This is a genomic window from Rhodohalobacter barkolensis (assembly GCF_002834295.1).
GTDB lineage: Bacteria > Bacteroidota > Rhodothermia > Balneolales > Balneolaceae > Rhodohalobacter > Rhodohalobacter barkolensis.
Genome location: NZ_PISP01000001.1, coordinates 1,274,798 through 1,290,019, shown reverse-complemented (window position 1 = coordinate 1,290,019; position 15,222 = coordinate 1,274,798). Strand labels below are relative to the sequence as shown.

11 protein-coding genes are annotated in these 15,222 nt (G+C 42.6%); 6 read left to right on the top strand and 5 right to left on the bottom strand.

Annotated elements, in window-relative coordinates; genetic code table 11:
* The first annotated feature begins 105 nt into the window (after nt 1-105).
* The 4 genes from ggt (at nt 106) to CWD77_RS05320 (ending at nt 5,051) form a co-directional block, all read left to right on the top strand.
* The gene (ggt, locus tag CWD77_RS05335) at nt 106-1,926 is read left to right on the top strand and encodes a gamma-glutamyltransferase (RefSeq protein ID WP_101072173.1); all 1,821 of its coding nucleotides are present in this window, start codon (nt 106-108) and stop codon (nt 1,924-1,926) included.
* A 95-nt stretch (nt 1,927-2,021) separates the two neighbouring features.
* Nucleotides 2,022-2,294, top strand: a complete 273-nt coding sequence (locus CWD77_RS05330) for a GlsB/YeaQ/YmgE family stress response membrane protein (RefSeq protein WP_101072172.1) — start codon at nt 2,022-2,024, stop codon at nt 2,292-2,294.
* Between the two features lie 7 nt (nt 2,295-2,301).
* Nucleotides 2,302-3,663 carry a serine hydrolase domain-containing protein gene (locus CWD77_RS05325; protein WP_101072171.1) on the top strand — a complete coding sequence of 454 codons (1,362 nt, stop codon included), beginning with the start codon at nt 2,302-2,304 and terminating at the stop codon, nt 3,661-3,663.
* Nucleotides 3,664-3,674: 11 nt separating this feature from the next.
* Nucleotides 3,675-5,051 carry a serine hydrolase domain-containing protein gene (locus CWD77_RS05320; RefSeq protein WP_101072170.1) on the top strand — a complete coding sequence of 459 codons (1,377 nt, stop codon included), beginning with the start codon at nt 3,675-3,677 and terminating at the stop codon, nt 5,049-5,051.
* On the opposite strand, the gene CWD77_RS05315 is transcribed toward CWD77_RS05320, so the two are convergent.
* The 3 genes from CWD77_RS05315 to CWD77_RS05305 all read right to left on the bottom strand — a co-directional run bounded on the left by CWD77_RS05315 (nt 5,048) and on the right by CWD77_RS05305 (nt 9,193).
* Nucleotides 5,048-6,115: a sensor histidine kinase gene (locus CWD77_RS05315; protein ID WP_101072169.1), complete on the bottom strand. Its 1,068-nt coding sequence runs from the start codon at nt 6,113-6,115 to the stop codon at nt 5,048-5,050. The two genes, CWD77_RS05320 and CWD77_RS05315, sit on opposite strands and share 4 nt — an antisense overlap.
* 239 nt (nt 6,116-6,354) lie before the next feature.
* A complete protein-coding gene (locus CWD77_RS05310; RefSeq protein WP_101072168.1) occupies nt 6,355-8,670 on the bottom strand; it encodes a TonB-dependent receptor in 2,316 nt (771 codons plus the stop codon).
* A gap of 76 nt (nt 8,671-8,746) precedes the next feature.
* Complete coding sequence (locus CWD77_RS05305) at nt 8,747-9,193, bottom strand: hypothetical protein (protein WP_133120188.1); 447 nt, start codon at nt 9,191-9,193, stop codon at nt 8,747-8,749.
* A gap of 124 nt (nt 9,194-9,317) precedes the next feature.
* Between CWD77_RS05305 and CWD77_RS05300 the strand changes: the two genes are divergently transcribed.
* A complete protein-coding gene (locus tag CWD77_RS05300) occupies nt 9,318-10,772 on the top strand; it encodes a hypothetical protein (protein ID WP_101072166.1) in 1,455 nt (484 codons plus the stop codon).
* 170 nt (nt 10,773-10,942) lie between these two features.
* Here the strand turns inward: CWD77_RS05300 and CWD77_RS05295 are convergent, their stop codons facing one another.
* Both CWD77_RS05295 and CWD77_RS05290 read right to left on the bottom strand, forming a co-directional pair.
* Nucleotides 10,943-11,650 carry a ribonuclease H-like domain-containing protein gene (locus tag CWD77_RS05295; protein ID WP_101072165.1) on the bottom strand — a complete coding sequence of 236 codons (708 nt, stop codon included), beginning with the start codon at nt 11,648-11,650 and terminating at the stop codon, nt 10,943-10,945.
* Between the two features lie 203 nt (nt 11,651-11,853).
* Nucleotides 11,854-12,843, bottom strand: coding sequence for an asparaginase (locus CWD77_RS05290; protein ID WP_101072164.1), 990 nt, complete (start codon nt 12,841-12,843; stop codon nt 11,854-11,856).
* A 136-nt stretch (nt 12,844-12,979) separates the two neighbouring features.
* Between CWD77_RS05290 and CWD77_RS05285 the strand changes: the two genes are divergently transcribed.
* Nucleotides 12,980-15,100, top strand: a complete 2,121-nt coding sequence (locus CWD77_RS05285; RefSeq protein WP_101072163.1) for an elongation factor G — start codon at nt 12,980-12,982, stop codon at nt 15,098-15,100.
* Nucleotides 15,101-15,222 lie beyond the last annotated feature (122 nt).

Below are 15,222 nucleotides of genomic sequence, written 5' to 3'. Positions count from 1 at the left end.
CTTGATGTGTCATATTTGAGAAGTTTACTGTCAGTAAGTAAAAGCCAGTGTTACTGATAGCCAATGATTGAATATGCAATATTGAATTGAAATTTACAGTACTACATGAACGATCCTATACGCTCCCGGTTAATCATTTTCTCACTTTTAGTTTTTTCATTATTAATCTCCATCGGTTGTGAATCAGCCGAAGAGAGTCGAGTTACGTACTCCATACCTGAACAGCCCGAAATGGGAACCGGCTACACCGAAAAACCGGGATGGGCAATAGAGGAGTTTGCGGTTGCCGCCGCCAATCCACTGGCAACCGATGCCGGATATCAGATCATACAGGCAGGCGGTTCAGCTGTTGATGCAGCCATAGCTGTTCAGATGGTGCTCACTCTTGTAGAACCTCAATCCAGCGGAATAGGCGGTGGAGCATTCCTTTTGAACTGGGATGGAGAGCAGGTTTATGCCTACAACGGTCGGGAATCGGCTCCGGCTGCCGCTGATGAGAATCACTTCCTTGATGAAAATGGAGACCCCTTGCCGTTTCGGGATGCAGTAAGAAGCGGGAAATCTGTGGGAGTACCCGGAACTATTGCAATGTTAAAACAGGCTCATGAAAGACATGGAGTACTTCCCTGGAGTGAACTCTTTGAGCCGGCAATTACCCTTGCAGAAAATGGATTTAAGGTGAGCCCTAGATTGAGCCAGCTTTTAGCCGGCGATGATGCGTTCAGAAATGACGATATTGCTTCACAGTTTTACTACGACGAGAACAGTGAGGCCATATCGGTTGGTTACGAACTGAAAAACCCCGCTTTAGCTGAGATTTTAAGACGGGTAGCCAATGAGGGAATCGATGCATTTTATCAAGGTGACGTTGCAGAGCATATCGTTGAACGCATTCGTTCACATGAGCGTCCCGGCAACATGACAGTTGAAGATATTAATAACTATCCCTCTCAGGATTTTGAAACCAGAGCTCTCTGTAACGACTGGAAATCGTACAATATCTGTGGATTTCCACCTCCATCTTCAGGGCATATTGCCATCATGCAGATACTTGGAATCCTTGAACAAGTGGACTCGTCAGAAACTGATTTTGAGAACGGTTTGATGACGGCCGACTGGATGCACAACTATCTTGAAGCTGCAAAACTCGCATTTGCTGATCGTAACAAATACATCGGGGACTGGGATTTTGTAGATGCACCCGCCGGAGACTGGAATAGCCTGATGGAACCTGCCTACCTTTCGGAAAGAGCGTCTTTAATTGGAGATCAGAGTATGGGAACCGCTGAGCCCGGAAATCCCGGTGAGATACAGGCAATGCTCGGCGTACAACCGTATCAGCCTGAAAGCGGCACCAGCCACATTAGCATCGTAGATCGTGATGGCAATACCGTTTCGATGACAACAACGATCGAAAATGGATTTGGAAGCCGGATTATGAGTGACGGCGGCACCGGATTACCGGGCGGATTTATTTTGAATAATGAACTTACCGATTTTTCACTATCTCCGGTTGATGATGATGGAAACCCTATGGCTAACCGCGTGGAACCGAACAAACGCCCAAGATCAAGCATGAGTCCTTCGCTGGCTTTTGAAAAGGATTCGGGCAGAATTCTAGCAAGTGTAGGATCACCGGGCGGAGCTGCAATTATTCACTATACCGCCAAAGCAATTATTGGAATGTACGATTGGGATCTGAATGCTCAAGATGCAATTAATTTGCCAAATTTCGCTAATTACAATGGAGCTTCAGTATTGGAGGAAGGCCGGTTCCCATCGGAATTGATCGAAGCATTACAGGACCGTGGACATGAAGTGACAGAAAGGACATTAACCAGTGGAATTCAGGCAATTCAGGTAACGGAAGACGGATATTTTGGAGGAGCCGATCCACGCCGTGAGGGAATAGTAAAAGGGCAATAAGATTTAGCAAAAATGAAACAAGAAGTGGCAGCAGTTCTTTAAGTATGTTGAGAGCCATTTCATCTCCGTTAATTTAAACCATAAAAGGTATCATTATGTCATTACTTGAATTTTTACTTCTGCTGTTAATCGCCGGAGTATGCGGATCCATAGGACAAGCAATTGCAGGCTACTCAAGAGGCGGATGCATCGTATCCATCGTCGTTGGATTTATTGGGGCACTTTTGGGACAATGGATGAGTGCGCAGCTGGGTCTGCCGGAACTGTTTAATGTAAATGTTGGTGGAAATACATTTCCCATTATCTGGTCTATTATCGGTTCTGTAGCATTTGTGGTTGTTGTTGGGTTTTTAACGAAGAGGAAGTAGCCTGTATATGAACAGTAGGATAAACAAGTTAACATTAGCCACTCTGCTGATATTTATTTTTCAAACAGTGGGTGGTTTTTCTCAATCGGTGCAACTTACATTTGATCAAGTTGATACAGCAGAGGTGGACTCAGTATTTACCGACTATACCATAGAGACTCCCGGCTGTGCGGTTGGTGTAACTCATCAGGGTGGATTGATTTTTTCAAAAGGTTATGGAATGGCCAATCTGGATTATGGTATTCCGATAGAACCTAACTCCCGGTTTATGATTGCATCTATCTCCAAGCAGTTTGCCGCTGCAGCTCTTTTGATGATGGAACAGGAAGGACTGTTGGATCTGGACGAAAATCTAAAAACCTACATTCCGGAACTGCCCGACTTTGAAACACCGATTACTGCACGGAATGTCATACATCATACTTCGGGATTAAGAGATCTTTTCAGCCTGCTGGCTTTAAAGGATGTCGGATTGGATAACACAACCGGTCCTGACGCTACACTTGAGTTGATTTCAAATCAAACCAAGCTAAATTTTGAACCGAATTCCCGTTATCTCTACAGCAACAGCGGTTATTTTTTGATGTCTGTACTTGTTCCAAACTTGACAGGAATGTCCTTGCGAGAGTACACAAACAAGCACTTTTTTGAACCCCTTGGGATGGAGGACACGCATTTCCATGATGACACAGGGATGATTGTATCCAACAGGGCGGAAAGCTACAGATCTACAAGCAACGGAGTGGGACGATTTTACCGAGACAATTTGGATCGGGTAGGTGCTCGGGGACTGTTTATTACTATAGAGGATTTTGCAAAATGGGATGCCAATTTTCTGGATAACCGATCGAACCTGAAGGATTTCAGAAAAAAGATGCTCAAGTTGGGTGTATTCAATGACGGAGATGAACAAGATTATGCTGCCGGAATCCGGGTCAGTGATTATCGGAAACTGGATACATTTGGCCATGGCGGAAATTATATGGGATTCCGAACCAGCTACATGCATTTTACCGATTACGAACTGGGCGTGATTGTATTCTGTAATAGAAGCAATATCAGTCCGGCATCCCATGCAAGAGAGGTGGCAGATATCTTTTTGAAAGATGCATTTATGGAGCTATTTGAAGAATATACAGGAACCTATCAAAATGATTTATTTCGAACGGAATTCGATGTGATTGAGGAAGAAGGAAAACTATACCTGATTCGGGGTTTAGGTGAAAAAGATGAAATGGTTTGGCAAGAGGACGATGAATTTGAAGCGGGAAGCAGAACTGTAACATTTGAGCGTAATGGCGATCAGATTGAGTCTATGAAATTGAGATCGAGCCGAACCGCAAACATCACTTTTGAACGTAAGAACTGACAGACACTTCTATGAAAAGATTAATACCATTACCCCTGATTTTTATTCTGTTCTCGCTCTTCAGCGCAGAAATGCTTTTTTCTCAAACACACCCCGACTCACTTGTCCAAAGAGTTGATGAAATCTTTGCAGATTACGATGATAATTCTGTTCCGGGTTGTGCGGTTTCAATTTTTCGGGACGGGCAGTCGATTTTTACCAAAGGCTATGGTGTCGCAAATCTGGACTATGGGATTGAAAACAGCGACTCTACAAGATTCTATATGGCCTCAGTTTCCAAACAGTTTACTGCGTCTGCAGCTCAACTTTTGATCATCAGAGGTGAGCTCGATGAGTCTGACCCAATTTCTGAATATGTTGATGATTGGCCTGACTGGGCTTCGGATGTTCAGGTTCGTCACCTGTTTAGCCACACCTCCGGTTTGCCCGATATTTACGGATTGATGAGAATTGGAGGAATGGATATCAATGATGTAATGGATTTAGAGGATTATGTAGAAGTGATCAAAAAAGGAGAGGAGTTGATGTTTGAACCGGGATCAGACTACTCCTATACAAACAGCGGCTATACGCTGCTGGCTTTTCTTGTTCAGGAGATTAGTGGAATGAGCTTTCCTGAATTTGTTGACAAGGAATTTTTCGAACCGTTTGGGATGAGTGTATCTCATTTTCATGATGACCGAACTCGTATCATTCCAAACAGAGCGATTAGTTACCAGGTTTCTAACGGTGATATCCGGCGCTCTTATCCCGGAAATTTTCAGGGTGTTGGTGGCGGCGGACTCTATACCACACACCAGGACTTTGAGAAGTGGGAACAGTTTTGGTACGGTAATTTAAGCTGGGAGGGAGGCATTACCCGGCAGGAAGCCGAGGAGTTAAAACAGACATTGATCTCTCCAACATACGCTGACGGTGAATTGATGGATTACAGACGCGGAATTCGGGTATCTGTCAGAAAAGGAATGGAAACCGTTAGTCATGGCGGTTCATTTTCCGGATTTAAAACCAACTTTATGCGATATCCACAAAGCGGTATTTCGATGGTAACTACATGCAATCGTGGTGATGCAGATCCTCAATCATTTAACGATCAGATTGCAGATTATCTGCTGCAGGATCAGTTTGAGGAGTATCTATCAGAGTACTCGGGCCGATATATAAATCAAGAACTTCCGGCAGAGTATTTGTTAAAAGTGGAAGACGGCAATCTTCATTTGGAACGCAGATTAAGTCCGAATGGAATGATGGATGAAGATGAAAAAGATAAATGGACAGCGGGTTCCTGGGATTTTGAATTTTTCAGGGATGAAAACGGTAACATCGAAGGTTTTTTAGTTACTTCAGGAAGGGCTGAGGATGTTGAATTTTTGAAAGAAGAAAATTAAACAGCTGTAAACTTCAGATCAAACTTCGTGCCTTTTGACATTTTTTGGAAAGATGATTCCCCCCTGAGTTGCTGGCTTAACATTTTTACCATTTGAAGGCCCAATGTGTCGCTTTTTTCAAAATCCATTCCATCGGGAAAACCCACACCGTTGTCTTCTATTGTAAAATGTATTTGGCCATCATCTTGTTCTATTGAGACACATATGCAGCCCTCTTTTTTCCCTCTAAAAGCGTGTTTGAATATATTAGTGACTAATTCATTTACAATAAGCGCAAACGGGACAGCTTGTTTAATGTTTAAAAAGATCGTCTCTTTTTCGATTTGAAATTCAATTTCCTTTCCATCCAAAAGCATATCTTTAATAGTATGGATTAACTTTTCAATCATTATTGAAAAATCGAGCTTCGAAAAGTCTTTATTTTTATAAATGATATCATGAATGGTGGCCATGGTCTGAACCCGAAACATACTGTCGGTCAGTTTCTGTTTTACAACTTCTTCTTCAGCTTCAAAAGCTTGAATTTGCATCAGACCGGATACAATTGCCAGATTATTTTTAATTCTGTGATGAATTTCTGCTAATAATATTTCTTTCTCTTCAAGAGCTTTTTCAAGCTCTTTTTGATGTTCAACACGCCTTGTGATATCCTGTTGTACTCCAAAAACTCCGGTAATTCTATTTTTTGGATCGTTCTCTTCATAGAGCACTACATAATCACCTTCAAATACCACATCTGTCCCATCATTTTTCTTTTCGTAACTGATATCGCGATATTTACCGTTGTCAAAAATATTTTTGAGCAATATTTTTTCCTGCTCTAAATCATGCTCAAAGAAATCGAATGGGGTTAAACCCAGTATTTCATCTTCTTTAGCTTTGTACTGATCAAGAAAGGCTTGGTTAACACGGGTTACTTTGAGGTGGTGGATCACGTAATTGATGAGTTGATTTTTATCTGCCTGATCATTCCACTCAATAGGATTATCAAGCATCATAAAAAATGCCCCGAAAATCGAGTTGTTAAAAAAAAGGTCTAACTCCTGCTCAGAATTACTGATCATTATAGCCAACCATTTGGTTTTATTTCATAACCATGCAACTAGTCAATTTATAGTCTCTTGAATCGTCAATTATTTCATAAATTGCTTTGTCAATCTGTTGTCTCTAAAACTAATTTACCTTCAAGGATTGAATGATCCAAACCATTATAAAATTCTCAGATGTTAAAACAGTTCATCCTGATATAATAATAGCCACACATCTATTCATATTTGATGTGTGGCTACTGTAAATCTAGATATTAAAACCGAACAGATAGTTCAATAAACAATCGCCGGCCGGGTTCAGGTAAATAGCTTCCTGATGGATTTACACCGGGATTAAATTGTCGATTTAAGTGCTCGTAATAATCCTCATCGAGTAGATTTCGCACACCGCCTGAAAGCGAAATACCATCATAAAGAATTGAACTCAATGTAGCATCAACTAACCAGAAGCCGGGTGTTCTGCTCTCTCCAAACTCTTCATTAAAGCGATTTTGAGGAAAGACTCTTCGAACGCTTATGTCCGGCATGATTCGGTCCATGAACAGAGAACCGCCAATATTGAGGGTTGACTCAAAAGGAGGGATCTCTGCAACAGGTGTATTGTTGTCGAGGTATTCAGCCCTGGTAAATGAACTGTTTAATCCAACAAACCAGCTTCTTGACAAATTGTGACTCATGGCAAGTTCAAAACCGGAGAAAAGGGCATCTCCGCGATTTTGAAATTCTCTGACACCGGGAGCTCCCATACCAACCGGTTGCAAATCCTCATTAATCACTGCAGAAATATAGTTTGTCATGTAGGAAGCAAAGATTGTTGTTTCTATACTAAAATTTCCGAATTCAGATTTCAGTACCAGATCGGCCTGATTATTTGCCTCTGCTTTTAAATCCGGATTGCCGGTGTATTCGTAACTGTCGCGACCAATAGTCAGAAAGTTGATATACCTTTCGGTTACATCGGGGCTGCGCACTCCACGCCCCACATAAAAACCTGCTGTAGTTGTGGAAGTTATTTGACGCGTAATTCCAGCGCTGACGCTAAAGTTCACATGAGTGGAATTGACATCGGTGTTTTCGAATCGAGGCGCAGGATCTTTGGAATCTGCTTGATTGTAATCGATCCGTGTTCCGGCTGAGACTGTCCATCGATCGATGAAGTGCTCAAATCCGGAATATATTCCTGCGTTAAAAATGGAAGCATCCTGCCATAAATTATATGTCATACTATTTCCGGCTTGCGGTCCCATTTTTATGTCTACAAACCGTGTTCCTGTTACGTCCAGCTGGTCGATTCCTGCAGTCATCGTATAAGAGCCTGAGTTGTACTGACCTTTTACTTTACTGTGAACGCCGTATGTTTCGGTTTCAGCAAGAGCAATAGCATCCCGCATATTAAATGAATCACGGTTATGATTATTCATTTCATGATCTACCAGGCTCCAGTACCCATTGATTTCAACTGTAGAAAGGTTTTCTGCTTGGTTGGGTGTCCATTCATAACCGGCTTTAAATTTGTAGGTATCATCAATGGCCATATCCATCATTAACGCAGGGAAATCTGCATCACGGATAAATGATTGTGACCATCCGGCAGTCAGTCGATGACCCGCAAAAACGTTGATCCCGCCTTCTAAACCGAAATCATAGGATTGAAAACCGGACGCAACTGTCAATCCACTTCCACCTGTGTAATCATCGGTTGATGACAAGCCGCCACTGAGAAGGAAATCCCAGTTTTCTGTCCCACCCTGGATTCGGGCGTCTGTTTTCTGGTGACCTGTATTACTCTCTATACCGGCCCGGACATCACCGTTCAGACCAAAGTTTATATAGTCCGGAGATTTGTGGCTGACAAAGTTAACAGTTCCGCCAAAAGAGGGGCCATACTGTAATGCGTGAGGTCCCCGATGAATTTCCACACGTTCAATATCACTGAGACGGATATGCGATGTGGGTGGATCCATCCGGTTGGGACAAGCAGCCGCTGTTGCAGTCAGACCATCCAGGCGCACATTCAGACGGCTTCCACTGAGCCCTCTAAGTACCGGATCAATTCCGAATCCTCCTTTTCGAATCCCGGAAGCATTCCCCGCTTCACGCAGAAATTGTCCTGAATCGATTGGCAAGAATGCGGCCTTATCCGTACCTATTTGATTAGACGGGGAGTTCATGACTCTGTGCGAAAGTACCGTAAGGGGACTCATCATTTCAGATGAAGGAGTAAGAACAAACTGAAGGGGAGTTCCGGACTGAAGTTCATCCGGTTCTATATTTTCTGTGATTGGCCTAAAACCGATGTGACTGATCCGAACCGTAATCGGTTCTGTTACAGTGCCCAGTTCTAAACTGAAAAAGCCATCAGCATCTGTCACAGCCATGAGTTCAGGGTTGCTTATCCATACGTGTGCACCTGAAATCGGTTCATTTGTATCGGAAGAGTATACAACACCGGTAATTTTAGTTAAAGTTGCATTAGTATCTGTGCTGACAGTATTAAGATTCGTTGCATGGAGAATATCTGCATAGAGACACAGAGCCACCACAGCAACGATGAATTTGAAATAAGACATAATTCATCCTTAGTATAAAATTGTGTTTATAGTGAACTGCAGAGGGATTCATGCTGCAGCATGTGCGATAGGATGATTATGCTCGGGGAGGGTGAAATATATCTCGTTGAACGGAAACCGGATGTTCCTCTCGGTTTAGATGTTCAATACTTTGTTTAAACTCTCTTGAAGTGTATTGAAAGCCGGCAAGTAAAGCCGTTTTATCCAGTGTGTTGAATAGAATTTGTTTTTCACCGGAAGGGGAATTGTCACAACCGCATACAGAAGAGCCATTTGCAGATTGAGTCATGTTACAGTGCATTGGCTCACTTTCTTCTTCATGAGAATTGTCACTTCCCATGTCTACCATGCAACTTTCTTTCTCTGATTCGGTACTATGAGAGCAACCCATGCAGGTACAGAATTGAGCCGCTTTTTCTCCATCTGTGAACATTGTATAACCCAATACCGCTACCTTACTAATCTCCGTCATAGAGAAGAGTAGCGATATAATAACCAATATTGAGCTGATGGATTGTTTCATATTATCTATTAATCTAATTAAAGATAATTTGGTCCGAATTTAAAGTCAATACAATTATAGATTGATTCAGGTTAGAAACCATGTTTTTATTATCATTGAGCAAATTATTAATCAGTAAAAATTCATGAGGCAGGCTATACTTTATCTCAAGAGGATAACAATTACTCTTTTTATACTCATAACAGGATTACAGCAAGTTGATGCTCAGAATGGAGTTACGCTCATGGAGTGGGAACAGCGTACACTGAATTTTATGCTGGACCGTAACAATAATTATGGAGGCACACTTTACAATCGCGGCTTGTTTCGGGAAAATGTAAATCTGATGAGCCCCGAGCATGAAATTGATCTCTTGACCTATCGTTATACTATGGCCGATGCATATGATTGGCAGGAGGCTGATCAGGCTTACAGGCTGGCTTCAGGGAGCCTGAATGCGACAGAGTTTTATATTGAGAACAAGATTAAATTCAACTACGTGTTCAATGATAATCATGAACTGTTAGTTGATGGTACTCATGAGGAAAAGTTGCGAGCCAACCGGTTTTTGTTTCAGCTTGGGTATGAGTACAGGATAAAGGAAAATCACCGGGTAGGAGCTAATCACACTCTTACAAACAGCAAATCTGATCTGGATTTATCCCTTTATTACAGATACGGCGATTTTGAAACGGGGATGATTCAAACAGGAATAACATACCTGGATTGGGGGGCAAACGTAGTTCAGGATCTGGCAGCCGGCAGTGCTAATCAATGGAATGATCGCTACAAAACAACGTATCAGTACAAGCGTCGCCCTTTGCTGTTTAATCTGAAATTGATCTCTCCGACGATAAAGAATTTCAGAGCTGAATTGTTGACCGGAATTCAGTCATATTCTGAAAAGGAGGTCAGTTCAACAGAGGTTGAAAACTTAGATTATTGGGATGAAGAGTGGGCTCACTATGTGGGAGCACTGGTTCAATATTCTCATCCGATTGGAGTAGTAGGATTTACCTATCAAAGGAGATTTTCGAAACTGAGAAGGCAGCCTTTACCGGGATCAGATTTTGATGATGATTTCTACACGCGGCAGTTCAGCAATTCCGGTGGATTTTTTGTTACCGGAAATTATCAAAAAATTAGTGTGGAACAGTGGATGTGGCTGGAACGGGTTGTGGATCAATTGCAGGGTGATGCTGTTCCGGACGATATTTCACCTGACTATCTGGAGGATGTCCGCCGTCCGTTTGATTTTGAAGAGTATCGCCTGAAAATGAAAAGCCGGTTATTATACGGCTCATCCGAAAAGGGAGCACAAGTCGGTTTAGAATTTCATGCCGATTACCGATATCTGCAGGGAGAGGAGGATCCGTCGAACGGTATCCGGGATTATAATTTCAGAAGAGCCTACCCGATTGTAAGGGAGAGAAGTGACCGTATTACATTTACGATAGGCTACAGAATTAATCCAAATGTATACCTATTGGCAGGAGTATCATACGATGTGGATGGAGATAGAGAGTCGGGTATCGGTTGGCCAAGACAAGAGACAACTCGTTTCGATGGTGGTTTTGGCAGACTGTCTGTGGAGTGGTGATTTTGTTTGGCGAGGTGTGAGAGAATAGATGCGAGGTATGAGGGCTGAAAGATAATATTTCTATGTGACTTCAATAATCTATGATGAAGTCAGAACCAGTAAGGTGTAATTTCTGAAATTAGAGATTAGTAGAAATACCATGTCAACGTAAATGTTTTTACCGGTGTAAATTACCCGGCTTGGATCTCCTTCAGTTTGCTGAGAGCTCGTTCGTTTAGGTTTGAAAAGATATCCAATGGAATGTCACCAACCGTATATTTCATCCTAAGCCAGACGATATACGTAGCCATCACATCTTCGTAGCAATAATGCTCAATTTCGGGCAGTTTTCCCTCTCTATACATGGCTAATACCTCATTTCCTTCGGCTGTTTGTTTAAATGGAACATCAATCAAATAACCGAGATGCTTAAGCTTGGGATAGGAACTGGCACCGTAATTGCTGAACTCATCCATTAAGTCAATATTCTCTTTACTGAAACGATAGCGGATGTCGTAGTGATTCAGACGCATGGGCATCTGCATGTTGTGCTTCATGGAGCGGTAGGTGAGCAACGGGAGGTCGAATCCACGGCCATTGTGATGTACCAATCCAAAATCCTTATAGGTCAGAAGTGTATCAAAAATGGATTCAAGACCTTCTCTTTCATCTTCTCCATTCCAGGCAACTTTCTGAACCGGTTTTCCATTGTTTTCAACCCAGAGTCCTGCCCATGAGACCATGCGATGATACATTGGGGGAAGAAATCCACTGTTGTTTCGGGTTAACTCTTCGCTTGCCTGCAAAAGCAGCTCCTCTTCACCTACATCGGGCTGGTTTAATACTCTTCGAAGAAATTCAAAGTCGGGTATGGTTTCTACATCAAATATGAAAAACATGAAGATTAAATTGGTTAGCTGTGTTAAATTACTTGGGATTATTTACAATGTATAAAAATGATCACAAATAATTTCACCCGACTGTCGATTGCATTTTTCGACGATCGGGTTGTTGGAATGAGAAATAGATTGAGGACTCGCCCGTCGACTGCAGGTGTTGAGTTGAGGTTCATAGTGTTGTGGAAGTCGACAGGCGAGGGGTATTAACGCTCCCCGGCCAGGTTTTTTTCAAATTGATTTCTGAATTTTTCTTGATCCAGGTTTTGTCCAAGTAAATACATCGATTTTGTAATTGTAGCCTCCATCGTCATCGATCCTGCACTGAGTGCTCCGCGTTTTTTGGCTTCCCGTCCACTCGAGTATTGTTCAAGTGTTACAGAATCGTATGCCGCCTGTGATGTGATAATAACGTGAACGCCCTGATTTTTGCATCGGTCTAAAAATGGCAAAAGGTTATAATCTCCCTTAACCGGCATGTTGCCACTACCAAAAGCTTCTATGATAACCACTTTTATTTTTCCAAGATCCAGACAATCCAAATACTCCGATTTAAGGTTCGGATGAAGCTTCAAAACAAAAATGGAGTCATCAAAAACCGGGTTGCAGCTCAATGTCCCGGTGGGTTTCAGAATATTTTCAGACAACTTGATGTCTATTCCAATTTCAGCCAGATGTGGATAGTTGGGTGATGCAAACGCATCAAAATCACCAATACTCATCTTTGTGCTTCGGTTTCCTCTGAACAGGTGGTCGTTAAAACAGATGGCAATTTCCGGAATGGGTTGAGTAGCCAGTTCAACCGCATTTACTAAATTGCGACGTGCATCACTCCGAAGTTTGCTCATCGGGACTTGGCTTCCGGTAAAAATAATGGGCTTGTTACTGTTTAAAAGAGCAAAGGATAAAGCAGATGCGGTGTAGGCCATGGTATCGGTGCCGTGAAGAATGACAAACCCATCATAGTTCTCATAACGCTGGTAGATCGATTCGGCAAGCAGCTTCCAGTGGGAACGGTTCACGTCTGAACTGTCTTCAAAAAACACCTTTTCAGCTTCCAGATCGGCAACTTGAGAAAGCTCGGGAATCTCTTTGTAAAGCAGATCACTCCAGCGGTCTGAATCCAGTTCAGGACCGTTACTGTTTAGTTGCATGGCAATGGTACCGCCGGTCTGTAATAAAAGTATTTTTTTCATATTGATTTCAAACTCAAGCCTTATAAATTAGAATAGGAAAGATAGCGAAGAGAAGTTAGCAAAACATAATCGGTGAAGCCGACATGAATGTGATACAACCGGTTTGCCGGAATAGATAATTTAAAGAGGAGTATTCATGAAAAACTACCCAACCAGCAAGATTCGAAATGTAGCTCTGATGGGGCACACAGGTTCAGGAAAAACAACACTGGCCGAAACGATGATTTTCGAATCAGGATCATCTCACAAGCGAGGCTCAATAGAAAATAAATCTACGCTCTCAGATTATCATGAAATTGAAAAAGAGAAGGAAAAATCTGTATATGGATCGATTCTTCATCTCGATTGGCGGGGTACAAAAATCAACCTTCTGGATACACCCGGTACACCCGATTACTGGGGACAGGTATCAGATTCTCTTCATGTAGCAGATTCAGCTATGATTGTTTTAAGCAGCGAATATGGCGTAGAAGTGGGTACAGAAGCTTTTTGGAAAGCGGCTGAGAAACGAAATCTTCCTACCATGTTGATTGCAAATAAACTGGACAGTGAACTTTCCGATTTCCAAAAAACGGTGGACATGGCTAAAGAACGGTTTGGCCGGGGTGTCGCTGTGGTTCAGTTTCCGTATAGTGAAGGGGATGATTTTCACGCCATTGTGGATGTATTGAAAATGACGATGTATGAGTTTCCTGAAGCCGGTGGCCGACCTGACAAGCTTCCCATTCCCGAGTCTCTGAAAGCTCAGGCTGAATTACTGCATAACGAGTTGGTTGAAACCATAGCCGAGAATGATGAAAGCCTTCTCGATCTCTATTTTGAAAATGGTGAACTGGATGAGTACCAGATGCGTGATGGACTGAAATTAGGAATGCTGAACCGCGATATCTTTCCTATGTTCTGTACGGTTGCGGAAAAAAACATGGGTTCCGGGCGTATTATGGGCTTTATTGGCAATGTAACTCCGGATCCTACCGAAAGAGAGCTTCCAACCAAAAGCGGAAAATCTCATAAGGTAAATCCGGAAGGGGAACCGGCTCTGTTTGTATTCCGGTCAACGTCTGAGAGTCATGTGGGAGATCTGACCTATTTTAAAGTAATGGATGGATCTGTTCAGCATGGGATGGATTTGGAAAATAAGAGAACCGGAGATTCACTTCGGTTAGGTGCTCTCTTCAGCGCTCAGGGTGAAAAACGAACTGAAGTGTCGCAACTGGATGCCGGCGACATCGGTGTGACTGTGAAACTGAAGAATACAACTTCGGGCGACACTTTGACCGGGAAGGAGAATGACCTTGAGTTTGATCCGATCGAATATCCGGAACCCACCATTAGGGTTGCAATCAAATTGCTGAATGAGGGTGATGAGGATAAATTAAGTAATGCTCTCCATCAGATTGAAAAAGAAGATCCGTCACTGCGGGTGGAGCATAGCCAGGAACTGCAACAGACTATTTTGCACGGGCTGGGTGAGGAGCACCTGAATGTGATTCTCCATGAGCTGCAAAATCGGTTTCAGCTGAAGGTTGAGTTTATTACACCCAGAATTCCATATCGTGAAACGATTACACGGAAAGCGGAGGCTCATTACAAGCACAAAAAGCAGAGTGGGGGAGCCGGTCAATTTGCAGAAGTTAATCTCTCTATTGAACCCTGGTACGAAGGAATTCCTGACAGGGATGATTTAAATGTGAGAAACGTACAAGAGATAGACCTGGAGTGGGGCGGTAAATTGGTTTATCAAAACTGTATTGTAGGCGGGGTGATTGATAATCGATTTTTGCCGGCCATTTTGAAAGGGATTATGGAAAAAATGGAGAGTGGACCTATGAGCGGCTGCCGTGCAAGGGATATTCGTGTTTCTGTGTACGACGGCTCAATGCACTCGGTCGACTCTAATGAAGCTGCCTTTAAAACAGCTGCTTTGATGGCATTTAAAGAAGGTTTTCTGAACGCTTCACCACAGCTTTTAGAGCCGCTGTACGAAATTGAAGTCACTCTGCCATCTGATTATATGGGAGATGTACTGAGTGATTTAAGTTCGAGACGCGGACAAATTCTTGGCATGGATTCCGAGGGATCTATTCAAAAAATTAAAGCAATTGTACCCCTGCAGGAGCTGGATAAATATACAACTCGATTAAAGTCCATGACCCAGGGCAGTGCAACTTATAGAAGGCGATTTCACGATTATGGTCCGGTACCGAACGACATTCAAAAACGAGTAATTGAAGAGACTCTGTCATCAGAGGCTTGAATTGAATCTAAACCTCGTCAGTCTCAAATCTAGACTGACGAGGAATTTACCGGATATTTGCCCGAAGCCTTGATTCTTGGGTGTTATTTATTTAGAATTGGTCTAAATAAAATTATTAATAA